General features: G+C 67.8%; 25 protein-coding genes and 1 tRNA gene. 14 read left to right on the plus strand and 12 right to left on the minus strand.

Annotated features, from left to right (window positions below; all coding sequences use genetic code 11):
* Window positions 1–3 precede the first annotated feature (3 nt).
* On the plus strand, window positions 4–1,389 hold the full coding sequence (locus K2Y03_RS02770) for an MATE family efflux transporter (RefSeq protein ID WP_294088074.1): 1,386 nt from the start codon (window positions 4–6) through the stop codon (window positions 1,387–1,389).
* Here K2Y03_RS02770 and K2Y03_RS02775 read toward each other — a convergent pair.
* Together K2Y03_RS02775 and K2Y03_RS02780 are read right to left on the minus strand one after the other, a co-directional pair.
* The gene (locus tag K2Y03_RS02775; RefSeq protein WP_294088076.1) at window positions 1,375–2,163 is read right to left on the minus strand and encodes a transporter; all 789 of its coding nucleotides are present in this window, start codon (window positions 2,161–2,163) and stop codon (window positions 1,375–1,377) included. The genes K2Y03_RS02770 and K2Y03_RS02775 overlap by 15 nt on opposite strands.
* Window positions 2,164–2,207: 44 nt before the next feature.
* On the minus strand, window positions 2,208–3,497 hold the full coding sequence (locus K2Y03_RS02780) for an MFS transporter (RefSeq protein ID WP_294088078.1): 1,290 nt from the start codon (window positions 3,495–3,497) through the stop codon (window positions 2,208–2,210).
* 171 nt (window positions 3,498–3,668) lie between these two features.
* On the opposite strand from K2Y03_RS02780, the gene pgsA reads away from it, so the two are divergent.
* From pgsA to K2Y03_RS02795, 3 genes are read left to right on the plus strand one after another with little or no spacing between them, the layout of a single operon-like run.
* Window positions 3,669–4,223 (plus strand): CDP-diacylglycerol--glycerol-3-phosphate 3-phosphatidyltransferase, encoded by a 555-nt coding sequence (gene pgsA / locus K2Y03_RS02785; RefSeq protein WP_294088079.1) that lies wholly within the window; start codon window positions 3,669–3,671, stop codon window positions 4,221–4,223.
* The gene (gene moaD, locus K2Y03_RS02790; protein ID WP_294088080.1) at window positions 4,223–4,480 is read left to right on the plus strand and encodes a molybdopterin converting factor subunit 1; all 258 of its coding nucleotides are present in this window, start codon (window positions 4,223–4,225) and stop codon (window positions 4,478–4,480) included. Before pgsA ends, moaD begins: the two co-directional genes overlap by 1 nt.
* Window positions 4,477–4,914 (plus strand): molybdenum cofactor biosynthesis protein MoaE, encoded by a 438-nt coding sequence (locus tag K2Y03_RS02795; protein WP_294088081.1) that lies wholly within the window; start codon window positions 4,477–4,479, stop codon window positions 4,912–4,914. Before moaD ends, K2Y03_RS02795 begins: the two co-directional genes overlap by 4 nt.
* A 6-nt stretch (window positions 4,915–4,920) precedes the next feature.
* On the opposite strand, the gene K2Y03_RS02800 is transcribed toward K2Y03_RS02795, so the two are convergent.
* Complete coding sequence (locus tag K2Y03_RS02800; RefSeq protein WP_294088082.1) at window positions 4,921–5,547, minus strand: fasciclin domain-containing protein; 627 nt, start codon at window positions 5,545–5,547, stop codon at window positions 4,921–4,923.
* Between the two features lie 105 nt (window positions 5,548–5,652).
* The gene (locus K2Y03_RS02805; RefSeq protein WP_294088085.1) at window positions 5,653–6,552 is read right to left on the minus strand and encodes a hydrogen peroxide-inducible genes activator; all 900 of its coding nucleotides are present in this window, start codon (window positions 6,550–6,552) and stop codon (window positions 5,653–5,655) included.
* A gap of 177 nt (window positions 6,553–6,729) precedes the next feature.
* Between K2Y03_RS02805 and epsC the strand changes: the two genes are divergently transcribed.
* Window positions 6,730–7,422 carry a serine O-acetyltransferase EpsC gene (epsC, locus tag K2Y03_RS02810; RefSeq protein ID WP_294088087.1) on the plus strand — a complete coding sequence of 231 codons (693 nt, stop codon included), beginning with the start codon at window positions 6,730–6,732 and terminating at the stop codon, window positions 7,420–7,422.
* On the plus strand, window positions 7,422–7,769 hold the full coding sequence (locus K2Y03_RS02815) for a DUF2794 domain-containing protein (protein WP_294088089.1): 348 nt from the start codon (window positions 7,422–7,424) through the stop codon (window positions 7,767–7,769). The genes epsC and K2Y03_RS02815 overlap by 1 nt, the downstream gene beginning before the upstream one ends.
* 94 nt (window positions 7,770–7,863) lie before the next feature.
* Here the strand turns inward: K2Y03_RS02815 and K2Y03_RS02820 are convergent, their stop codons facing one another.
* From K2Y03_RS02820 to K2Y03_RS02855, 8 genes are all read right to left on the minus strand, one after another.
* Complete coding sequence (locus tag K2Y03_RS02820) at window positions 7,864–8,763, minus strand: SDR family NAD(P)-dependent oxidoreductase (RefSeq protein WP_294088091.1); 900 nt, start codon at window positions 8,761–8,763, stop codon at window positions 7,864–7,866.
* Window positions 8,764–8,898: 135 nt separating this feature from the next.
* A complete protein-coding gene (gene phoB, locus K2Y03_RS02825; RefSeq protein WP_294088094.1) occupies window positions 8,899–9,591 on the minus strand; it encodes a phosphate regulon transcriptional regulator PhoB in 693 nt (230 codons plus the stop codon).
* Between the two features lie 15 nt (window positions 9,592–9,606).
* The gene (gene phoU / locus K2Y03_RS02830) at window positions 9,607–10,290 is read right to left on the minus strand and encodes a phosphate signaling complex protein PhoU (protein ID WP_294088096.1); all 684 of its coding nucleotides are present in this window, start codon (window positions 10,288–10,290) and stop codon (window positions 9,607–9,609) included.
* Window positions 10,291–10,309: 19 nt separating this feature from the next.
* Window positions 10,310–11,077, minus strand: a complete 768-nt coding sequence (gene pstB / locus K2Y03_RS02835) for a phosphate ABC transporter ATP-binding protein PstB (protein ID WP_294088145.1) — start codon at window positions 11,075–11,077, stop codon at window positions 10,310–10,312.
* 11 nt (window positions 11,078–11,088) lie between these two features.
* Window positions 11,089–12,363: a phosphate ABC transporter permease PstA gene (gene pstA / locus K2Y03_RS02840; protein ID WP_294088098.1), complete on the minus strand. Its 1,275-nt coding sequence runs from the start codon at window positions 12,361–12,363 to the stop codon at window positions 11,089–11,091.
* A complete protein-coding gene (pstC, locus tag K2Y03_RS02845) occupies window positions 12,356–13,732 on the minus strand; it encodes a phosphate ABC transporter permease subunit PstC (protein WP_294088100.1) in 1,377 nt (458 codons plus the stop codon). Before pstC ends, pstA begins: the two co-directional genes overlap by 8 nt.
* A gap of 69 nt (window positions 13,733–13,801) precedes the next feature.
* Complete coding sequence (locus K2Y03_RS02850; protein ID WP_294088102.1) at window positions 13,802–14,845, minus strand: substrate-binding domain-containing protein; 1,044 nt, start codon at window positions 14,843–14,845, stop codon at window positions 13,802–13,804.
* Window positions 14,846–14,883: 38 nt separating this feature from the next.
* Window positions 14,884–16,176, minus strand: coding sequence for an ATP-binding protein (locus K2Y03_RS02855; protein WP_294088103.1), 1,293 nt, complete (start codon window positions 16,174–16,176; stop codon window positions 14,884–14,886).
* Between the two features lie 109 nt (window positions 16,177–16,285).
* Between K2Y03_RS02855 and K2Y03_RS02860 the strand changes: the two genes are divergently transcribed.
* The 8 genes from K2Y03_RS02860 to K2Y03_RS02895 all read left to right on the plus strand — a co-directional run bounded on the left by K2Y03_RS02860 (window position 16,286) and on the right by K2Y03_RS02895 (window position 21,098).
* Window positions 16,286–16,681 carry a hypothetical protein gene (locus K2Y03_RS02860; RefSeq protein WP_294088105.1) on the plus strand — a complete coding sequence of 132 codons (396 nt, stop codon included), beginning with the start codon at window positions 16,286–16,288 and terminating at the stop codon, window positions 16,679–16,681.
* A gap of 2 nt (window positions 16,682–16,683) precedes the next feature.
* Window positions 16,684–16,953 carry an HPr-rel-A system PqqD family peptide chaperone gene (locus tag K2Y03_RS02865; protein WP_294088106.1) on the plus strand — a complete coding sequence of 90 codons (270 nt, stop codon included), beginning with the start codon at window positions 16,684–16,686 and terminating at the stop codon, window positions 16,951–16,953.
* Complete coding sequence (locus K2Y03_RS02870) at window positions 16,950–17,810, plus strand: HprK-related kinase A (RefSeq protein ID WP_294088108.1); 861 nt, start codon at window positions 16,950–16,952, stop codon at window positions 17,808–17,810. Before K2Y03_RS02865 ends, K2Y03_RS02870 begins: the two co-directional genes overlap by 4 nt.
* Complete coding sequence (locus tag K2Y03_RS02875) at window positions 17,795–18,787, plus strand: nucleotidyltransferase family protein (RefSeq protein WP_294088110.1); 993 nt, start codon at window positions 17,795–17,797, stop codon at window positions 18,785–18,787. Before K2Y03_RS02870 ends, K2Y03_RS02875 begins: the two co-directional genes overlap by 16 nt.
* Window positions 18,788–18,866: 79 nt before the next feature.
* Window positions 18,867–20,162: an FAD-dependent oxidoreductase gene (locus K2Y03_RS02880; RefSeq protein ID WP_294088112.1), complete on the plus strand. Its 1,296-nt coding sequence runs from the start codon at window positions 18,867–18,869 to the stop codon at window positions 20,160–20,162.
* 121 nt (window positions 20,163–20,283) lie between these two features.
* A tRNA-Pro gene (locus K2Y03_RS02885) sits at window positions 20,284–20,360 on the plus strand.
* 37 nt (window positions 20,361–20,397) lie between these two features.
* On the plus strand, window positions 20,398–20,745 hold the full coding sequence (locus tag K2Y03_RS02890; RefSeq protein ID WP_294088113.1) for an ArsC family reductase: 348 nt from the start codon (window positions 20,398–20,400) through the stop codon (window positions 20,743–20,745).
* A 71-nt stretch (window positions 20,746–20,816) separates the two neighbouring features.
* Window positions 20,817–21,098 carry a DUF427 domain-containing protein gene (locus K2Y03_RS02895; RefSeq protein ID WP_294088114.1) on the plus strand — a complete coding sequence of 94 codons (282 nt, stop codon included), beginning with the start codon at window positions 20,817–20,819 and terminating at the stop codon, window positions 21,096–21,098.
* The last annotated feature ends 3 nt before the right edge of the window (window positions 21,099–21,101 follow it).

Here is a 21,101-nt window from a genome sequence, read left to right on the forward strand (position 1 = left end):
GCCATGGCGACGCCCTCTGCCGGCGGCTGGGCGCAGGAGGCGCGCGCGACGATAGCGCTCGCCGCCCCCCTGGTGCTGACCAATCTCGGCCAGGCAGCGATCCAGGCGACCGATGTCGTGCTGCTCGGCTGGCGTGGGCCGCAGAGCCTCGCCGCTGGCGCGCTGGGCGCCAATCTCTATGTCGCTTTCCTTGTGCTGGGGATCGGGCTGGTGACGGCCGCTTCCCCGCTGATCGCACGCGAACTGGGCGCGCGGGCACACAGCGTGCGCGACGTGCGCCGCACCGTGCGCCAGTCGCTCTGGGCGGCGACCATATTCTGCCTGCCGGTCTGGGTGGTTCTGTGGCATGCCGAGCTGCTGCTGCGCTGGCTGGGGCAGGAGCCCGCGCTGTCGCGCGATGCGGCGCAGTTCACCCGCGCGATCATGTGGGGGCTGCTGCCGGCGATGGGCTATCTGGTGCTGCGCGCCTTTGTCGTCGCGCTGGAACGGCCGGTCTGGTCGCTGATCGTCGCGCTGGCGGCGGTGGTGGTCAATGCGGTGCTCAACTATGGCCTGATCTTCGGCCATTTCGGCCTGCCCGCGCTCGGCGTGATGGGCGCGGGGCTGGGGAGCAGCATCACCCAGACCCTGCTGTTTCTGGGCATGGCGCTGGTGGTTACGCGGGTGCGGCGCTTTCGCCGGTACCGGCTGTTCGGCAATTTCTGGCGGGCAGACTGGGCGCGCTTTGCGGCGGTCTGGCGGCTGGGCGTGCCGATCGCGGTGACGCTGGGGCTGGAAGTGACGGTGTTCAACGCCGCCGTCTTTCTGATGGGGCTGTTCGGCACGGCGGCGCTTGCCGCGCATGCGATCGCGATCCAGATCGCCTCGCTCACCTTCATGGTGCCGCTGGGAATCGCGCAGGCGGCGACGGTGCGCGTGGGGCTGGCCTATGGCCGGGGCGATCCGGGCGGCATCGGCCGGGCCGGTGCGACCGCGCTGGTGCTGGGCATCGGCTTCATGGCGGCGATGGGCCTCGCGATGCTGGCGGCGCCCGGCCTGTTCGTCAGCCTGTTCCTGGCGCGCACGGCGGAGACGGCGCCGGTGTTCGCGCTGGCAGTGCGCTATCTGCTGGTCGCCGCCTTGTTCCAGGTGGTGGATGGCGCGCAGGCAGTGGGCGCGGGGTGCCTGCGCGGGTTGCAGGACACGACCGTGCCGATGATGTTTGCCGCAGTCGGCTATTGGGTGATTGGCATCGGTATCGGCTGGTGGCTGGGTTTCCATGCCGGCTGGGAAGGGCTGGGCATCTGGACAGGGCTGGCGACGGGGCTGGCGGTGGTGGCGGTGCTGATGCTGGCGCGCTGGGCGCGGCGTGGCCCGCTGGGGCTGATGACAGCGCTACCAGCGGGCTGACACGCCCAGATAGCCCTGAAAGCCCGGTGTTGCGCGGTTGAGGCCGATATTGGCGCCGACATCCAGCTGCAACCGGTTGCTGATCAGATAGGCAAGCGCGACATCCGCCGAATATTGGCGCACGGCGCCAGCCGGGTCCCAGTTCTGCGCGGTCCACAGTTCGCCATAAAGCGTGACCTTGCCGATCTGCTTGCCCAGATTGACCAGGCCCTGCAGCTGCACATGGCGCCCGCCGCGCAGATCGGCATTGGCGAGAATGTCGAGCGTCGGCACGACAGTCAGCGTCCAGCCGCGCGGCAGGCTGATGTTGACGGGCGCGATCACGCCGCCCTCGACCAGGCCATTGCCGATGCCGAGGCGTGCCGTCGGCAACTTGACGAAGGGCACGAGCGAGAATTGCACGGCGCTTTCGTCCGCCGTGAAGCGCTTCTTCAGCCTTAGCGTCAGGTCGCCCACGCCTTCGATCGCCAGACGCTGGCTGCCGATGCGCGTTTCGACACGGGCATAGGGCACCCAGTTGACCGACAGGTCGGCACTGTCGCTGATCCCGTATTTCAGCGTGGGGTTGGTGAAAAGATAGGTCTCGGCCGTCACGCCACCCGTTGACTGGCGGGTGTAGCTGAACGCGTCCGCCTCCACCTGCCAGCGGCCCTTGGGCACGGTGCAGGCGAAGGTCGATTTGGTCGGCCGGTCGGTGCAGATCGGCGCATCGGCGGCCGAACTGGTCGGCACATTGGCCGGTGCCTGCTGCGCCAGGCCGGGTGCCGCGAACAACGCGGCCGCCAAACCAGCCGGCAGAAGGCGCAGTGCTGGCGGCGTCAGTCGCACAAGACGTGCAGCCGCTGCCCCAGATAGGCCGCGACCGGAGACATTGCTGCCACCAGGAACAGCATGTTTTCAGGCGTCACGCCCAGCGCGGCGACGCCCTGCACCACCACGGCACCCACCACCATGGCGCCAGCGTTGACGACATTGTTGGCGGCGACCGTGCGCGCGGTCTGGTCCTTCTCCACGGTGGTGGTCAGGAACGCATAGAGCGGCACCACGAACATGCCGCCCGTCACCGCAATCGCCATCAGCACCGCGATGATCAGCCAGCCCGACGGCATCATCACGAATTCGCGCAGGTGATAGGGCGTGCCGGCGGGCGCCTCCGGCCAGGCGCGGCACAATAGCGAGAAGGCAACCACGCACAGCCCCATCGCGATGGCAGCGGCGGGCGCATATTTTGCGGAAGTATGCCCTTTCAGCATCGCGTTGATGGCGACCGAGCCGATGGCGACCCCCACCGAGAACAGCGCGATCATGAAGGTGGAGACTTGCGCGTCCGCCGTCAGCACATTCTTGGCGAGCGGCGGGAAGACGATGATCAGCACCGCGCCCATCGTCCAGAAAAAGCTGATCGCGACAATCGCCATGAACAGGCGTGGAATGTGCATCGTCGCGCTGATCACCCGCCAGCTGGCGGTGAAGGGGTTGTAGTTGATCACCAGCTTTGGCCCGGCGCGCGGTGCCGAGGGGACGAACAGCGCCGTCACCCAGCCGATGGCCGCCACCACCATCACCAGGATCGCCGCCCCCTGTGGCGAGACGATGCCCGCCATCACCGTGCCCGACAAAATGGCGAGATAGGTCGCCGCCTCCACCAGCCCGGTGCCGCCCAGCACTTCGTCTTCCTTCAGGTGCTGAGGCAGGATGGCGTATTTGATCGGCCCGAAAAAGGCGGAGTGGACGCCAAGGAACAGCACCGCCGACAGCATCATCACCAGGCCCGCCATCTGCATGCCGGCAACCGCCAGCAACAGGCCGCCAGCGCCCACCAGCATGATGAAAATCTCCGCCGTCTTCACGATGCGGATGATGCGCGCCTTGTCATGCGTGTCGGCCAGCTGGCCGGACAGGGCAGAGAGCAGGAAGAACGGCAGAATGCCGATCGCCGTTGCCAGCGCGTTGAAATTCTGTTCGATCTTGGGGTCGTTATAGATCTGATAGGTGGCGAACAGCACCATCGCCGTCTTGAACAGATTGTCGTTGAAGGCGCCCAGAAACTGCGTGACGAACAGGGGCAGGAAGCGGCGCTCCTTGAGCAATCCGAGCGCGTTCAGCATGGCGGTGGGTGCAAGCCTTGTGGTGTTGTCAGGGTTAAGCGCGCCGCATAGCCCATTGGTAAGCGGTGTCGCAATTGGTTTCGTTGGCCGACCGATGGCGGTTACGGCCGCGCCGGCCGGCCGGCGCATGCGATGGGTTGCGCCCCTGTCCGCGCCGGCTACACCAAGGCCATGCTCAGCCTGCCGAATCTGTTGACGCTGTCGCGCATTCTGGCGGTGCCGCTGCTGGCGTGGCTGCTGTGGTGGCCGGGGTGGATTGCCGGCTATGGCTTGGCGTTCCTGCTCTACACGCTGATGGGCTATACCGATTATCTGGACGGCAAGCTGGCGCGGCAGCGCGGCACCGTGTCGAAGCTCGGCACCTTCCTTGATCCCATCGCCGACAAGATCCTGGTTGCGGCAACATTGCTCATTCTGGTCGGCGCTGGGCGGATCATCGGGGTGGACGTGGTCGCCGCACTGGCCATCACCATCCGCGAGATTGCGGTGTCGGGCCTGCGCGAATTTCTGGGCGGGCTGGGCGTGTCGCTGCCGGTCACGCGGCTGGCCAAGTGGAAGACGACGCTGCAGCTGGTGGCGCTGGGCGCGATCATTCTGGCGGGGGCAGTGCCGGCGTGGCGCGCGCTCGATCTGCTGGGCAGCGCGCTGCTCTGGGCGGCGGCGGTGGTCACCCTCATCACTGGCTATGACTATCTGCGCGCCGGCCTGAGGCATATCGACAGCTGATGGCGCTCGACATCCTCTATTTCGCCTGGGTGCGCGAGGCGGTGGGCCGGGGGGCGGAAACGCGCGATCCGCCCGCAGACGTGACCACCGTCGCCGCGCTGATCGACTGGCTGCGGCGGCAAAGCGCCGCGCATGAGGCAGCGCTCGCCGATGTCACAAGGCTGCGCGCGGCGGTCGATCAGCAGTTCGTGCCGCTCGACGCCTCGATCATCGGCGCGCGCGAAGTCGCGCTGTTCCCGCCGGTGACGGGCGGATGATCCGCGTCATCCTGCCCACCGCGCCGATCGATGTGGCGGCCGAGCTGGCCCACATCGAAGGCGCCGGCGCCGGGGCGGTGGCGAGCTTTACCGGGCTGGTGCGCGCCGATGATGGCGTGCTCGCGCTGGAGCTGGAACATTATCCCGGCGCGACCGATGCCGCGCTGCTGCGGCTGGCCCAGACGGCGGCCGAGCGGTGGCAGCTGATCGCCGCGACAATCATCCACCGCGTCGGGCGGATGGTGCCGGGCGACCGCATCGTCTTTGTCGCCACCGCCGCCCGCCACCGCGCCGCCGCGCTGGATGCGTGCGCCTTCCTGATCGACCGGCTGAAGACCGACGCCCCGTTCTGGAAGCGTGAGGAGCTGGCCGATGGTGCGCGCTGGGTGGCGCCGCGCGCGGCCGATGACGACGCGGCGCGGCGCTGGGAATAGGGGCGCTTATTTCAGCTTCGGCACCAGCACGCCGTTGACGACATGAACATAGCCGTTCGACTGTTTGACATCGGCCAGCTCGATATAGCTGGTATTGCCGCTGACATCGGTCAGCTTGATCGCCGGCCCCTGCCGCTCGACGGTGATCGGCTGGCCGGCGACGCTGGTCAGCACCGCCTTGCCGCCGCCCGTGGTCACCATCTCGTCCAGCTTTTCCAGCGTCACCTCGCCGGCCACGACATGATAGGTCAGCACCTTTTTCAGCGCTTCCTTGTTGGCGGGCTTCAGCAGCGCATCGACCACGCCCGGCGCCAGCCGGCCAAACGCATCATTGGTCGGCGCGAAGACGGTGAACGGCCCCGGGCCGGACAATGTCGCCACCAGATCGGCGGCCTTCACCGCGGTAACCAGCGTGGTCAGCGTGCTGGCGGCGCTGGCATTTTCGACGATCGTTCTGGTCGGCAGCATCGGGGCGCCGCCAACCACGGGGGCGCCAGTGTCGGCAGCAGGCGGCTGCTGCGGCATGCCCGTCGCTGATTGCGGCGGCGTGGCGGGCGCCGTCTGGGCGAACGCGGGCGCCATCAGCGCGATCAGGCCGGCGGCGGCAAGCGCCGGAAGCTTGGCAACAGTCATGTCCTACTCCTTATAACCATGCCGCAGAACCGATGCGGCATCAGCAGCTACGCGGCTGTGGCGGCTGGGTTGCGCGCGCGCAAGCCAAACGGGGGTGGGCGGTGCTCAGGGCGCGGCCGTCAGCATGTCAGCCAGCAGCTGAAAGTCGCGCTCGCGCGGGCTCGCCCGGCGCCAGGCCAGCGCGATCGCGCGTGTCGAATGCTCCGCCGCGAGTGGCCGCGCCGCCACCCCGGTCTGGTTCAGAATACCTGCCTTCAGCGCCATTTCCGGCAGGATCGTCACCCCCAGCCCGTTGTCGACCATCTGCACGATGGTGTGGAGCGAGGTGCCCATCATCATCGCCTCGGCGCGCAGTTCGGGCCGGTTGCACGCGGCCAGTGCGTGCTCCTTCAGACAATGCCCGTCCTCCAGCAGCAGCAGCCGCTTCTCGTCGATGTCGGTGGCGGCATAGCTGTCTGCCTCTACCGCGCCCTCGCTTTCGGGAAAGGCGACATAGAGCGGTTCGTGGAACAGCGTGCGCGTCGCCACGTCGCCACAGGCATAGGGCAGCGCGAGCAGCACGCAGTCGGTGCGGCCATTGTGCAACCCTTCGCACGCGGTGCCGCTCGGCTCCTCGCGCAGGTAGAGCTTCAGCTGCGGATATTCGGCGCGCAGCCGGGGCAGGATGCGCGGCAGCAGGAAGGGCGCGATGGTGGGAATGACGCTGAGCCTGAGATCACCCGATAGCGGCTGACCCGAAGCGCGGACCAGATCGCCCAGCTCTTCCGCCTCGCGCAGCACCCGGCGCGCCTTGTCGGCAATCCGCTCACCCAGCGGCGTGAAGCGCACTACCCGGCGGGTGCGCTCCACCAGCACCACGTCGATCAGCGTTTCCAGCTCGCGCAAGCCAGCCGACAGTGTCGACTGGGTCACGAAACATGCCTCCGCCGCGCGGCCGAAATGGCCATGGTCGCGCAGCGCCACCAGATATTGCAGCTGCTTCAGCGTGGGCAGATAGACGGTCATCTTAATCGCCTATGTCGATTAATTTCGTCGTATTAAATGATTCCGTCCGCAAAGGCCACCCCGGAATGCGCCACTTCGGGGCAGGTGGCGCGGTCGTGCCGGGTGGGGATCATGGGGGTTATGGCAATCCGCCCCCCGGCCCCCTAAATTGGCGCCCGCTGCACAAAGGGGTTCTGCATGGTCGCCCGGCTGATTGCCTATCTTGATTCGGTGAAGGCGCGCGATCCGGCGCCGCGTTCGCGCTGGGAAATCCTGCTTTATCCGGGCGTTCACGCGCTCATCTGGCACCGGCTGGCGCATGCGCTGTTCCGTGCGCGGCTCTATTTCCTGGCGCGCGCGGTCAACCATCTGTCGCGCTTTCTGACGTCGATCGACATCCATCCGGGGGCCAGGATCGGGCGCAATTTCTTCATCGATCATGGCTTTACCGTGATCGGCGAGACGGCGGAGATCGGCGACAACGTAACCATTTATCAAAGCGTCACCCTGGGCGGCACCAACCCCACCAGCGGGGTTGCCGGCAAGCGCCACCCGACGATCGAGGACGGGGTCATCATCGGCGCGGGCGCGCAGGTGCTGGGGCCGATCACGGTGGGCGCCGGCGCGCGCATCGGCGGCAATGCGGTGGTCACGCGCGATGTGGTGCCCGGCGCGGTGATGGTCGGCATTCCCGCGCGGCCGACGGTGATCGAAGGGGGCAAGGCCGATCCCGCCTTCATTCCCTATGGCACGCCGTGCCGCGACATGTTTGATCCCGAAACGCAGAAGCTGGAACTGCTGCGCTGCGAGGTGGAGCAGTTGCGCAAACAGGTGGCCGCGCTGATCGACGAACGCGACAGCGCCCGCGAGGAGCAGCGCGACCGCGCCTGATGGGCACGATCACGCCCTTTCCCGGCGCGGGCGGCCGCGTGGCGGCGCAGATCGGGTTCGACCGGGTGGAACTGACCCGCATCCTCGATCTCTATGGCCGCATGGTCGCCGCCGGCCATTGGCGCGATTATGCGATCGAGCTGGGCCAGGACGCAGCGATCTTCGCCGCGTTCCGCCGTGCCGCCGAACGGCCCGAATATCGCATCGAAAAGCGCCCGGCGCTGCGCCAGCGCCAGGGGCAATGGAGCCTGATCGGCGAACATGGCGTGGTGCTGAAGCGCGGGCACGATCTGGCGCCGGTGCTGGCGCCCATCGAACGGCGGCTGCTGAAGCTGATTCAGGAATAGATTTGGTTGAAACGGGGAGCGGGCCGGTGCCGTTTGAGCGCAGCTCAAAAGATCTTACCGGGCGGCCACGGCGGGGCCGCCCGGTATCGCCGGCTTACTGGCCCTGCAGCCGCTTCATGATGATCATCGACTGTTCAGCGCCTGAGGCCGGGGTGATTTCCCCGGTGCGATCGGTGATTGTCGCCCAGTGCGCGGCCACGCCTTCGGGCGACAGTTCGTCCCCGGTCAACAGCTTGCCCTGTGTCAGCGTGACATAGCTGGCCTGGAACACGCCCGCGCCCGCGCCGACAATCTGGTTGGTCGGCGCGTCTTCGGAAACAAGGAACAGCGCCGCCGGCACCACCTTGTCCGGCGAGAAGGCGGCAAAGGCTTCCGCCGGGAACAGATCCTCGGTCATCCGCGTGCCGGCCACGGGCGCGATCGTGTTGACCTTGATGTTGTTCTTGGCGCCTTCAAGGTAGAGCGTCTTGGTGAGCCCGGCGAGGCCGAGCTTGGCCGCGCCGTAATTGGCCTGGCCGAAATTGCCGAACAGGCCGGTCGACGACGCGGTCATCAGGATGCGGCCGTAATTCTGCTCGCGCATCGTCTCCCACACCGCCTTGGTGCAGTTGGCCGAACCGTTCAGGTGGACATCGACGACGAAGCGGAAATCAGCCGGCTCCATCTTGGCAAAGCTCTTATCGCGCAGGACGCCGGCATTGTTGATGAGGATGTGGACGCCGCCCCAGCGTTCCTTGGCCTTGGCGACCATCTCGACCATCTGGTCGTAATCGGTCACCGAGCCGCCGTTCGACATCGCCTCGCCACCGGCGGCGGTGATTTCCTCAACCACTTTCAGCGCCGCGTCGCTGTGCCCGGTGCCGTCGCGCGCGCCGCCCAGATCGTTCACCACCACTTTCGCGCCGCGCCGGGCGAGTTCAAGCGCATAGGCGCGGCCCAGCCCGCCGCCGGCACCGGTAACGATGGCAACGCGATTGTCGAAACGGATGGTCATCAAAGCCTCTCCCTTGGATCGGAAACGCTGCTTCCTATTCGATTGGCCAGCCGGCGCAAGCCGGGTTCAGCTACCGGCGCAAGCCGGTCTCACGCGTCGGTGCAAGCCGGGTTCAGTTGCCGGCGCAAGCCGGGGTCAGTTACCGGCATCCAGCGCATAGCCGGCCGAGCGCACGGTGCGGATGATGTCGGGCCGGTCGCCGATATTGATCGCCTTGCGCAGCCGGCGGATATGCACGTCGACCGTGCGGCTTTCGATGTCGCTGTCATGCCCCCACACCGCATCGAGCAGGCGTTCGCGGCTGAACACCCAGCCGGGATGTTCGAGGAAATGCTTCAGCAGCCGGAATTCGGTGGGGCCGAGCGGCACCACCTCGCCGCCGCGGCGCACCTTGTGCCCCACCGTGTCCATCTCGATATCGGCATAGACCAGCTGCTCGCCGGCGAGCGCCGGCCGCACCCGGCGCAGCACCGCGCCCACGCGCGCGACCAGTTCGCGCGGGGAAAAGGGCTTGGTCACATAATCGTCCGCGCCCGTTTCCAGCCCGCGCACCCGGTCTTCCTCCTCGCCGCGCGCGGTAAGCATGATGATCGGGATGTTCGCGGTTTCCGGCATCCGCCGCAGCCGGCGGCATACCTCGATCCCCGACAGCCCCTCCACCATCCAGTCGAGCAGCACGATATCGGGCGTCGCTTCCTTGGCAAGCAGCAGGGCCTCCTCCCCATCGGGGGTCTGCTGGACGTCAAAATCCTCTCGCTTGAAGTGCCAAACCAGCAGTTCGGCGAGCGAGGCATCGTCTTCCACAAGCAACATCTTGGCGCGGGCCATCATGTCTTCCTCTTGTCAGACGCGCGGGGTCAGGCCCCGTTCGCGTTCTCCCATATGCACGCCGGTTGCGGCGTAAAACACCATTTCGGCGACATTGGTCGCATGGTCGCCGACGCGTTCCAGATTTTTGGCAACGAACAGCAGATGCGCCACCTGGCCGATGCTGGCCGGGTTCTCCATCATATAGGTCACCAGCACCCGGAACAGGCTGTTGTAGAAATCGTCGAGCGCGCGGTCGCTCTCGGTCACGCGGATGGCGGCCTGGGGGTCGCGCGCGGCAAAGGCGTCGAGCGCCTCATGCACCATCTGGCCGGCCATGTGCGCCATTGCGGGCAGCACCGACAGCGGCTCGATATCGCCATGATCCTCGATCGCCTCCACCCGGCGGGCGATGTTCTTGGCATAATCGCCGATCCGCTCGACCACGCCGGCGATCTTCAACGCCGCCACCACTTCGCGCAGATCGTCGGCCAGCGGCGCGCGCAGTGCGATCAGCTGCACGGCGAGCCGTTCGACCTGCTGTTCGATGGCGTCGATCTGCTTGTCGCCGGCGACGATTGCCTGCGCCGCCTCCACATCGTGGCGCTTCAGCGCTTCCATCGAGCCGATGATGGCATGCTCCGCCAGCCCGCCCATCTGCGCGATCAGCCCGCGCAGCTGGCCGATTTCCTCGTCAAACGCCTTTACCGTATGCTCCACCGGGTCACGCTCCTGCTACTCAGCCGTAACGGCCGGTGATGTAATCCTTGGTGCGCTCCTCGCGCGGATTGGTGAAAATGCTTGAGGTCGGGCCGTATTCGATCAGCTGCCCCAGATGGAAAAACGCCGTGCGCTGCGAAACGCGGGCGGCCTGCTGCATGTTGTGCGTGACGATGACGATGGCATAACGCCCCTTCAGCTCGTGAATCAGCTCCTCGATCTTGGCCGTGGCGATCGGGTCGAGTGCCGAGCAGGGCTCGTCCATCAGGATCACCTCGGGGTCCACCGCAATTGCCCGCGCAATGCACAGCCGCTGCTGCTGGCCGCCCGACAGCGCGGTGCCGCTGTCGCTCAGCCGGTCCTTCACTTCGTCCCACAGGCCGGCGCGGCGCAGCGACTGTTCGACGATCGCGTCCAGCTGTGCCCGGTTGCTGCCCAGCCCGTGGATGCGCGGGCCATAGGCAACATTCTCGTAGATCGATTTGGGGAAGGGGTTGGGTTTCTGGAACACCATGCCGACACGCGCGCGCAACTGCACCACGTCCATTGCCGGGGCATAGATGTCTTCGCCGTCCAGCCGGATGTCGCCCTGCGTCCGCGCGATGGGGATGGTGTCGTTCATCCGGTTGAGCGTGCGCAGGAAGGTGGACTTGCCACAGCCCGACGGGCCGATCAGCGCGGTGACATAGTCCAGCTCGACATTGATCGAGACATCGTTGATCGCCTGCTTGTCCCCATAGAACACGTTCACGCGTGACGCGGTCATCTTGGGCGGGCGGGGGGGCATGGGGGTCTGCATCACCAGCGGGTCTCGAAACGATTGCGCAGATAGACGGCAATCCCGTTCATCGCGAGCAGGAAGATGAGCAGGATGATGATCGCCGCGCTCGTTTTCGAAACGAAGGCGCGGTCCACCTCGTTCGACCAGAGGAAAATCTGCACCGGCAGCACGGTTGCCGGGTCGGTCAGCTTGTCGGGCGGCGTCGCGATGAAGGCGCGCATGCCGATCATCAGCAGCGGCGCGGTTTCGCCCAGCGCCCGCGCCATACCGATGATGGTGCCGGTCAGGATGCCCGGCATCGCCAGCGGCAGCACATGGTGGAACACCACCTGCACCGGGCTTGCCCCGATGCCGAGCGCCGCATCGCGGATGGTCGGCGGCACCGCCTTGATCGCGTTGCGCGAGGCAATCACGATCACCGGCATCGTCATCAGCGCCAGCGTCATGCCGCCGACCAGCGCGGAAGAGCGCGGCAGATCGAACAGGCTGAGGAACACCGCCAGCCCCAGCAGGCCGAACATGATCGAGGGCACCGCCGCCAGATTGTTGATCGACACCTCGATCAGGTCGGTCATCCAGTTGCGGGGGGCATATTCCTCCAGATAGATGGCCGACAGCACGCCGATGGGGAAGGCAAGCGCCAGCGTGACCGCCATCGTCAGCAGCGATCCTTTCAGCGCGCCCCAGATGCCGGCGGCAACCGGATCGCCCGAATCGCTCCCTTCCAGAAAGTGCCAGTCGACGGCGCTGGTCAGCCGGCCGGCGGCGCGCAGCCGGGTGACGGCGGCCTCTGCCTCCGGCGTGCCCAGCCCCTTGGCGGCAAGGTCGATCGCGGCGGATGCGGGCAGCGCGATGACGGTGCGGCGGTGGAGCAGATCGGGATCGGCCTTCAGCGCGTCGGCCAGCCGCGTCCAGCCGCTGGTCGAGATCAGCTGTTCGCCGCCCGGCCCCAGTGCTTTGACGGCTGCCACGGCGGCATAGTCGGGCAGTCCGGCCCCCGCCAGCGCCAGATCGGCGCCGGGGCCGCGCAGCCGGGCGGTGTCGAGCGGCAGATTGGCACGGGCAAAATCGACCGGCAGCAGAATCTGCGTCTGCACAAAGCCCTGCAGCCCGCTGGCCGCCATGCTGATCAGCAGAAAGGCGAGGAACCCGGCCGAGGCGACCACCGCCCCCAGCCCGAACAGGCGGAAGCGGCGCTCCGCCGCATAGCGCCGGCGCACGCGCGCCTGCATTGCGGGCGCGCGCCAGTCGGTCGGCGCGCGGTCGGTGCCGAAGGGGCGGGGGCTATTCATAGGCCTCCCGATATCGTTTGACGACGGTGAGCGCGACGATGTTGAGCAGCAGCGTCACGCCGAACAGGGTAAGGCCCAGCGCAAAGGCGGCGAGCGTCTTGGGGCTGTCAAACTCCGCCTCGCCGGTCAGCAGGTCGACGATCTGCTTGGTGACGGTGGTGGCGCTTTCGAGCGGGTTGAGGCTGATCGTCGCCGCACCCGATGCCGCCATCACCACGATCATCGTCTCGCCGATCGCGCGGCTCATGGCGAGCAGCACGCCGCCCACGACGCCGGGCAGCGCGGCGGGCAGCAGCACCCGGCTGATCGTTTCCGACGTGGTTGCCCCCATCGCCAGCGAGCCGTCGCGCATGGCGCTGGGCACCGCCGCAATCGAATCATCGGCCATCGAGGAGACGAAGGGAATGATCATGCCCCCCATCACCAGCCCGGCGGCCAGCGCGCTTTCGGATGAGGCAAAGGGATAGCCCAGCGCCACCGCCAGATTGCGCACCGCCGGCGCCACGGTGAGCGCGGCGAAGAAGCCATAGACCACGGTCGGGATGCCGGCCAGGATCTCGATCACCGGCTTCATCCAGCGGCGCACCGGGGCGGCGGCATATTGCGTCAGATAGATGGCGCTCATCAGCCCGAACGGGATCGCCACCAGCATCGCGATCACCGCGCCGATGAAGAAGGTGCCCCAGAACAAAGGGACCGCGCCCAGCGACGCACCGGGGTCGGCCGGATCGATCACCTGCGGCGCCCAGTGCGTGCCGAACAGGAAGTCGCTGGCCGGCACGATGCTGAAAAACCGCGCCGATTCGAACAGCAGCGAGCCGATGATGCCGACCGTTGTCAGCACCGCGATCAGCGATGCGGTGAGCAAAGCGGCCATGATCATCCGCTCGATCCGGCTGCGCGCGCCGAAATCGGGCTTGATGCGCAGATAGGCATAGGCGCCGCAGGACAGGGTGATGATGAACACCAAAATGGTGGCGATCAGGTCGAACCGCGCCTGTTCACGGGCATAGGCCGGCGCCAGCCGCAGCGCGAGCGGGCTGGCGCCGAGCGTGCTGCCCCCCTGCGCCAGCGCACGTGCCTGGCCCAGCACTGCCGATCGTTCAAAGCCCGGCGGGGGCAGCGTCGCGGCGCCTTCCGTGCGGATCACCGCTTCGGTCACCATGCCCGGCGTTACCGCCGACCACACCGACAGGAACAGCAGCGCCGGCAGCACCATCACCAGCGCGACGAAGCCGGCATGGTGCGCGGGCAGCGAGCTGAACCGGCGGGTCGTGCCGCGACGGAACGCCACCGCGCGCACCCGCGCCGTCAGCCAGCCGATCAGCCCCAGACCGGCAATCAGAAACAAAAGCGCAAGCGTGGACAAAGTATCGGGTCTATTCTCATCAGCAGGTGGTGGCGCGGCGGGCGGATGCCCGGGCCGCGCCGGCCGCCATCATTCCAGGTTGCTCATGTCGAGCACGGTGCCGTTTTCGATTACCTTGGCGGCGGCATCCCGCACATTCTGCGGCGCCGCAATCAGCCCGCGCTTAACCAGCGGGCCGCCCGGGTTCCACATCTTGGGATAGACGGCAATGAACTTCGCCAGCCCCTGCACCGCGTTCAGATGCGCTTTCTTGACATAGATGTAGAGTGGTCGCGACCCCGGATAGCGCCCCTGCGCCACCGTTTCATAAGTGGGGGCTACGCCGCCAATCGGCACGCCGGCCAGCGTCTGCAGATTCTGCTCCAGATAGCTGTAGCCGAAAATGCCCACTGCATTGGGGTTGGCCTGCAGCTTCTGGACGATCAGGTTGTCGTTCTCGCCGGCGTCGATATAGGGACCGTCGCTGCGGATTTCCTCGCAGATTTTCCGGTACTTGTCGGGTTCCTTGTCCTTCAGCTTCAGCGACTCGGGATAAACCGCCTGGCAGCCGCGCTGCATGAGGATTTCGGCAAGTGCGGTGCGGGTGCCGCTGGTCGATGGCGGGCCATAGACCTGGATGGGGATGGCGGGCAGCGCCGGATTCACATCCTTCCACGTCTTTGCCTTGTTCGGCTGCCCCATCGGATTTGCGGCGAGTGCCGCATAAATGTCTGCCGGGATCAGTTGCAGCTTGGGGCCGTTCTTCGCCTCGGCAAAGGTAATGCCGTCAAGCCCGATCTGGATTTCCATGATCGGCCCGACATTGTTGGCCTCGCAGCTGCTGAATTCCTTCGCGGTCATCCGGCGCGATGCATCCAAAATGTCGGGATGGGCGGCGCCGACGCCCTTGCAGAACAGCTTGATGCCCGCGCCGGTGCCGGTCTCCTCGACCACGGGCGCCTTCAGCCCGGGGTTTTCGGCGCGGAACTGCTCGGCCACCAGCGTGGCGAACGGATAGACGGTGGATGATCCCACCACGCGGACCTGGTCACGCGCGCCGGCGCCCCCTGCCTGATCGCCACAGGCGCCAAGTGACAGCAGCCCGGTTGCGATGATCGCGATCTTCAGTCGCATTGGATGTCCTCCCGCTTCTTGCGCCCAAGGCCGCGCTATCATTCCTGCACCGGCGGCTCTGTGACGGTAGAGTTACGTTTCGATGACAGTCCATCCCTTATCGTCGCCGGCGGTGATGCCGCTGGCGACGCGGGGAACAGCACCGTGGCGGTTGTGCCCTTGCCCGGTGTGCTGGCGATATCCAGCCGACCGCGATGCCGCTCTACAATATGCTTTACTATCGCAAGACCCAGCCCGGTGCCACCCATGGCCCGGCTGCGCCCCGCATCGACGCGATAAAATCGCTCGGTCAGCCGGGGCAGATGCTCCGGCGCCACGCCTTCGCCCTCATCGGCGACGCTCAGGCGCACCATGCCGGTATGATCGTGCCACAAATGGCTGATTACGGGCGTGCCGGGGCGGCCATATTTCATCGCGTTGCCAATGAGATTGTGCAGCACCTGGCTCAGCTGGGCGCGGTCGCCGACTACGGGCGGCACGCCGGCGTCGATCTCCGCGATCAGATCGGCGCCGCGCGGGTCGAGCGTGTCGGCCAGTTCGGCGTGCACTTCCTCCAGCACGGCAGCCAGATCGACGGGCGTGGCCGGCAGGCGGTATTTATCGGCCTCGATCCGCGACAGCGAGATCAGGTCCTCCACCAGCCGCTGCATCCGCCGCGCCTCCAGCATCAGCACCTTCAGGAAGCGGTGGCGGACGTCGGCGTCCTCGCCTGCCTTGTCGTCGGACAGGGTTTCGACAAAGCCCAGGATTGAGGCGAGCGGTGTGCGCAGCTCGTGGCTGGCATTGGCGACGAAGTCGACGCGCATCCGCTCTGCCGCATAGCTGCCGGTCTGGTCGGTCAGGTGAACAAGGCGACGGTCGCCGCTCAGCTCGGTCACCCGCATTTCCCAGCGCTGGTCAAGCGTGCCCAGTCCGACGAGGTTGATCGGTGCATCCTCGCCGGTGCCGGTCTGGATCAGCCGTTCGGCCGCCGCCGGGTGGCGGATTGCCAGGCGCACATCCTCGCCCTGGATATGGCTGCCCAGCAGATTGTGCGCCGGGGCGTTGGCATGGGCGACACGGCCTTCCGCGACGATGAGAATGGGCTCGTTGATCGCGGCGATCAGCTCGTCGATAGCGGCGGGTGGTGCGGGGGGCGCCGGGGGATCGATCAGCATCGGCGGCGCGGCCGGCATGTCGCCCGGTCCGACCGCCATCAGCACGGCGGCAGTGCCACCCACGAAGATCAGCGCCACATGCTCCAGCTGACCGCCAACCAGCGCCACGGCCATCGCGGTAAGGCCGACCACGGCAATGGCAAGCAGCGTGCGGGGACCGAACGGGTGAGTCATGCCCGTGCCACCTAGCGCAATATGGGACGGTCGGCGAGGGCGGCGGCGTTTGCCGCGCCTTGCCAGCTATTGCTGTTTGTGGAAGGGCTTGGCCAAACAGGGTGATGGAATGAGCGACACGGACGACAGCAAGCAACCCGGCAGCCCGTCGCGGCGCGCGCTGATGCTGGGCGCGGTCGGTACGGCGGCGGTGGTGTCGATCCGCCCGGCACTGGCGCAGACGGCGGTGTCGGTGCTGACCTGCGAAATCCCGGTGCCCGATCCGGCACGCAGCGGGCAATATATCGCGCCCGATGGCAGGCTGGTGCCGCCCAACACGCCCGGCGCGTTTCCGCCCGCCGCGCAGCCGTTCAAGGGCGAGGATGTGCGCCTGGCGCTGAACGGCGGGCAGCTGCCCGGCACCGATTACGATCGCAGCCGGGCCTATCTGCAATATATCCGCCGCCTGCAGCAGGGGACCAGCGGCTTTACCTGCTTTGCCTCGCTGCAGATGCCGCGCGGCTAGCCGTGGCGGCGGTCTTTGCGCCGCCGGCGCCCGGGCGGCTGCGGATCGTGCCGCTGGACGACCTGACGCTGGTTTATGATCGCGCCTCGGGCATCACCCATGTGCTGGCGAGCCCCGCGCCCGAAATTCTGGCCGCGCTCGACACACCGATGAGCGCCGACGCGCTGCTTCAGCGGCTGGCCGGCGATTTCGCGCTGGCGGACGATGCGGCGCCGGCGCTGGCCGCCCGGCTGGACGAACTGGCGCTGGCCGGGCTGGTCGAGCGGCGATGAGGCACGTCCACTGGCTGCGCATCGGGCCGGTCGGCTTTCGCATCGGCAGCGACTGGCGCGCGCCGGTCGATCTTCTGCGCGATCTCTACCGCGATTATCCCGCACCGGCGGGCGGCATCGCCGATTTCACCGTCCGGCTGAGCGCGACGCGGCCGTGGCGGCGCTTCATCCGCCCGTCGGTGGCGATCGGCGGGGATTATTGGCTGGCGGACGCGGCGCCGCTGCCGCTGGCGCAGGGGCTGCTGGCCGCCGAAATGGCGATGAACCTGCAACTTGCGCTGGGCGAGCGGCGGTTCCTGCTGCTCCACGCCAGTGTTGTGGAGCGCGACGGCGCGGCACTGGTGATGACGGGCGAATCGGGGGCCGGCAAATCGACGCTGGCCGCGCTGCTCGCCGCGCGCGGCTGGCGGCTGCTGGGCGATGAATTCGCGCTGCTCGACCCGGCCACTGGGCTGGTGCACCCCTTCCCCAGGCTGGTGAGCCTGAAGAACAGCGCGATTGCACTGGTTGCCGGCGCCACGCCCGGCGCCCGGCTGGGGCCGTTGCTGGCGTCGACGCCAAAGGGCGACATCCGCCACCTGGTGCCCGATGCCCGCGCGATTGCCGGGATGGACCAGCCGGCCCGCCCGGCGATGATCCTGTTCCCGCGTTATGGCCATGCGGCGGCCACGCGGCCGGTGGGGGCGGGCGAGGTGTTCGTGCGGCTGACCCAGGCCTCCACGAACTACACGGCACTTGGCGAGCGCGGGTTCGATGCGCTCACCCGGCTGGTCGCCGGGGTGCCGGCGCGCGCGATCGACTATCCCGATACCGACGCGGCCATGCAGCAGGTGGAGGCGCTGTGGCAGACGCGCTGATCCTGACCCGGGCGCTCCGCGATCCGGCAAGCGTGCTGGCGCTGGACGGTGCAGGCTGGACGCAGCTGTTCGCGATCGCGCGCGCTGAACAGCTGGCCGGCACGCTGGCGCACCGGCTGCACGGGCTGGACGTGCCGGCGCCGGCGGCGCGCCTCCTCGCTGCCGCGCGCGCTTCTGCCGAGCAGGCGCGCACCGCCGCGCTGTGGGAGGCGGAGATGGCCCGCCGCGCGCTGGCGCCGCTCGGCGTGCCGGTGGTGCTGCTGAAGGGCACTGCCTATGTCGCGGCGGGGCTCGCCGCCGGGCAGGGGCGCTTCATCGGCGATCTGGACATTCTGGTGCCGCGCGCCGCGCTCGATGCGGTGGAGGCGGCGCTGATCGAGGCGGGCTGGGAATGGGTGAAGCCCGACCCCTATGACGATGCCTATTACCGGCGCTGGATGCACGAGCTGCCCCCGCTGATCCACCGTGAGCGCGACCGGATGATCGACGTGCACCACACCATCCTGCCGCTGACCGCGCCGATCACGCCCGATGCGGCGGCGCTGCTGGCGGACAGCGTGGCGCTGGGCGGCGGGCTCAGCATCCTCTCCCCCGCCGACCGGCTGTGCCATGCGGCGGCGCACCTGATGGCCGATGGCGACCTGGCCGGCGGCCTGCGCAATCTGTGGGACGTGCATTGCCTGGCCGAGGAACAGGGGCTCGACGGCCTGGCCGAGCGCGCGGCTAGGCACGGGCTGAGCGTGGCGGTGCGTCGCGCGCTGCGCCAGGCGCACCGGCTTTACGGCACCATGATCGGCCCCGAATGGCAGGGGTGGGACATCGTCGACCGGCTGATCCACCGCCGCGTGACCGCGCGCGACGGCTGGGGGCGCGGCACGCGGCGTGCCACCCGGCTGGGCTTCTATCTGCGCAGCCATTTGCTGCGCATGCCCCCGCTGATGCTCGCGCGACATCTGTGGGTGAAGGCCCGGCGCTGACCGGGCGGCATCGCCCGTTGCGCTTGGCGCCGCCGGCGCTAGGCTCTGCCCAACGCCAGTGCGGGGGGAGGGAGACAGGATGCGCCATGTCGCGGTAATCGGCTCGGGGCCCGCCGGCTATTACACGGCAGAGGCCTGCCAGAAGCAGTTCGGCGAGGCGGTGCGCGTCGACATTATCGACCGTCTGCCGGTGCCCTATGGCCTGATCCGCTCGGGCGTTGCGCCCGATCACCAATCGATCAAGGGTGTCGCCCGCCGCTATGAGGCCGTGGCGCTGACCGACACGGTGCGCTTTGTCGGCAATGTCGAGGTGGGGCGCGACCTGTCGGTGGCGGAACTCCAGACGCTGTACGACGCGGTGGTGCTGGCGACCGGCGCGCCGGCGGACCGCTCGCTGGGCATTCCGGGGGCCGATCTTCCCGGCGTCTATGGTTCGGCCGCCTTTGTCGGCTGGTATAATGGCCATCCGGACCATGCCGCGCTTGAACCGCCCATCGGCGCCGGGCCGGCGGTGGTGATTGGCATGGGCAATGTCGCGCTCGACGTGGCGCGCATCCTGTCCAAGACGGAAAGCGAATTTTCGGGGTCAGACATTGCCGCCCACGCGCTGGAGCCGCTGGTCGATGCCGCGACGCCCGCCATCACCATTGCCGGCCGGCGCGGGCCGCACCAGATCGCGATGACGCCCAAGGAACTGGGCGAGCTGGGCGAGCTGGCCGACGCCGCGCCCTGGGTCGATCCGGCCGATCTGCCCCCGGCCGAGGCCGATGCCGCGCTGGAGCCGGGGCTGCGCAAGTCGGTGTCGCTGCTGCGCCAGTTCGTGGCGGCGCCCTCCAAAAAACGGCGGATCGCGTTCGATTTCTTTGCCGCCCCCCGCGCGATCGAGGGCGACGGCCATGCCGAGCGCGTGGTGCTGGAGCGGACCCGCCTCGACGCCGATGGCCAGGCACAGGGCACGGGCGAGCTTTACACCATCCCCGCGCGGCTGGTGGTCGCCTGTATCGGCTATCGCACGCCAGCGATCGAAGGCGTGCCCTATGATGCGCGCGCCGGCCGGTTCGCCAATGTCGAGGGGCGGGTGGCGCCGGGGCTCTATGCGGTGGGCTGGGCGCGGCGCGGGCCGACGGGCACCATCGGCACCAACCGGCCGGACGGCGCGATGATCGCCGAGCATATCGCCGCCGACATTGCCGGCGACAGCGGCCGGCCGGGGCGGCCGGGCCTGGACGCTCTGCTCTCCGGCCGGGGGGTGGACATCGTCACTTTCCGCGACTGGAAACGGATCGAGGCGGCCGAAATCGCCCGCGCCCGGGCCGGCGCCCCGCGTGAGAAATTCACGTCCATTGCCGAGATGTTGGCCGCGCTGGCTGGGTGACCGGCATGGCCCCGGCGCCGGCCCGAAAGGCGCTTGCGTCGCCCCAAGCGGGTGGCTATAGGCGCGCCTTCAAATTGGCTCTTGCCGGACCGCTCCCGACCTGTTGCGGCCCGGACTCCGTCGGGGAGTAGCTCAGCCTGGTAGAGCACTGTGTTCGGGACGCAGGGGCCGGAGGTTCGAATCCTCTCTCCCCGACCATTTCTTTTGCGCACCAAATCATTGGAAAACCGGCAAAATGCCCTACGCCCTCTATGGCATCAAGAATTGCGACACGGTGAAGAAGGCGCGCGCGTGGCTCGACCGGGGCGGCATTGCCTATCGCTTCCATGATTACCGGGTCGATGGCATCTCGGCGCCGCAGCTCGCCGGCTGGGCCGCGCAGGTGGGCTGGGAGAAGCTGCTCAACCGCGCCGGCACCACCTTCCGCGCGCTGCCGCCCGAGGCGAAGGAGGGGCTGGACGAGGCCCGCGCGCTGGCGCTGATGGCGGCGCAGCCGACGCTCATCAAGCGCCCGGTGCTGGAGGGTGGCCCAGCATTGCTTGTCGGCTTCAAAGACGATCTTTACGCCGCCGCACTCGGCTGACGCTTGGCGCCCGGCGGCGGCGCCTCCATATAGCGCGTGATTTCATCACCCTGTGGAAAAGGATGCCGCTTATGGTCACCGCCCGCTGGAACGGCGCCGTCATTGCCCAGTCCGACAAGACCATATTGGTGGAGGGCAATCATTATTTCCCGCCCGACGCGGTGAACGCGGCGCTGCTGGAAGACAGCAAGACGCAGACCCACTGTCCGTGGAAAGGTGCGGCCAGCTACAAGACGATTGTCGTCGATGGCGCGCGCAATGCCGATGCCGCCTGGTATTATCCGGCGCCCAAGACGGCGGCGGCGCATATCAAGGACTATGTCGCCTTCTGGAAGGGTGTAGAGATCGCCTGATCA

It is taken from the genome of Sphingomonas sp. (assembly GCF_019746015.1).
Taxonomy (GTDB): domain Bacteria; phylum Pseudomonadota; class Alphaproteobacteria; order Sphingomonadales; family Sphingomonadaceae; genus Sphingomonas.

Coding starts and splice junctions, on each gene's coding strand:
- K2Y03_RS02770 (WP_294088074.1), top strand. CDS start 4: ATGGCGACGCCCTCTGCCGGCGGCTGGGCGCAGGAGGCGCGCGCGACG.
- K2Y03_RS02780 (WP_294088078.1), bottom strand. CDS start 3,497: ATGCTGAACGCGCTCGGATTGCTCAAGGAGCGCCGCTTCCTGCCCCTG.
- pgsA (WP_294088079.1), top strand. CDS start 3,669: ATGCTCAGCCTGCCGAATCTGTTGACGCTGTCGCGCATTCTGGCGGTG.
- moaD (WP_294088080.1), top strand. CDS start 4,223: ATGGCGCTCGACATCCTCTATTTCGCCTGGGTGCGCGAGGCGGTGGGC.
- K2Y03_RS02795 (WP_294088081.1), top strand. CDS start 4,477: ATGATCCGCGTCATCCTGCCCACCGCGCCGATCGATGTGGCGGCCGAG.
- K2Y03_RS02800 (WP_294088082.1), bottom strand. CDS start 5,547: ATGACTGTTGCCAAGCTTCCGGCGCTTGCCGCCGCCGGCCTGATCGCG.
- K2Y03_RS02805 (WP_294088085.1), bottom strand. CDS start 6,552: ATGACCGTCTATCTGCCCACGCTGAAGCAGCTGCAATATCTGGTGGCG.
- epsC (WP_294088087.1), top strand. CDS start 6,730: ATGGTCGCCCGGCTGATTGCCTATCTTGATTCGGTGAAGGCGCGCGAT.
- K2Y03_RS02815 (WP_294088089.1), top strand. CDS start 7,422: ATGGGCACGATCACGCCCTTTCCCGGCGCGGGCGGCCGCGTGGCGGCG.
- K2Y03_RS02820 (WP_294088091.1), bottom strand. CDS start 8,763: ATGACCATCCGTTTCGACAATCGCGTTGCCATCGTTACCGGTGCCGGC.
- phoB (WP_294088094.1), bottom strand. CDS start 9,591: ATGGCCCGCGCCAAGATGTTGCTTGTGGAAGACGATGCCTCGCTCGCC.
- pstB (WP_294088145.1), bottom strand. CDS start 11,077: ATGCCCCCCCGCCCGCCCAAGATGACCGCGTCACGCGTGAACGTGTTC.
- pstA (WP_294088098.1), bottom strand. CDS start 12,363: ATGAATAGCCCCCGCCCCTTCGGCACCGACCGCGCGCCGACCGACTGG.
- K2Y03_RS02850 (WP_294088102.1), bottom strand. CDS start 14,845: ATGCGACTGAAGATCGCGATCATCGCAACCGGGCTGCTGTCACTTGGC.
- K2Y03_RS02855 (WP_294088103.1), bottom strand. CDS start 16,176: ATGACTCACCCGTTCGGTCCCCGCACGCTGCTTGCCATTGCCGTGGTC.
- K2Y03_RS02860 (WP_294088105.1), top strand. CDS start 16,286: ATGAGCGACACGGACGACAGCAAGCAACCCGGCAGCCCGTCGCGGCGC.
- K2Y03_RS02870 (WP_294088108.1), top strand. CDS start 16,950: ATGAGGCACGTCCACTGGCTGCGCATCGGGCCGGTCGGCTTTCGCATC.
- K2Y03_RS02880 (WP_294088112.1), top strand. CDS start 18,867: ATGCGCCATGTCGCGGTAATCGGCTCGGGGCCCGCCGGCTATTACACG.
- K2Y03_RS02890 (WP_294088113.1), top strand. CDS start 20,398: ATGCCCTACGCCCTCTATGGCATCAAGAATTGCGACACGGTGAAGAAG.
- K2Y03_RS02895 (WP_294088114.1), top strand. CDS start 20,817: ATGGTCACCGCCCGCTGGAACGGCGCCGTCATTGCCCAGTCCGACAAG.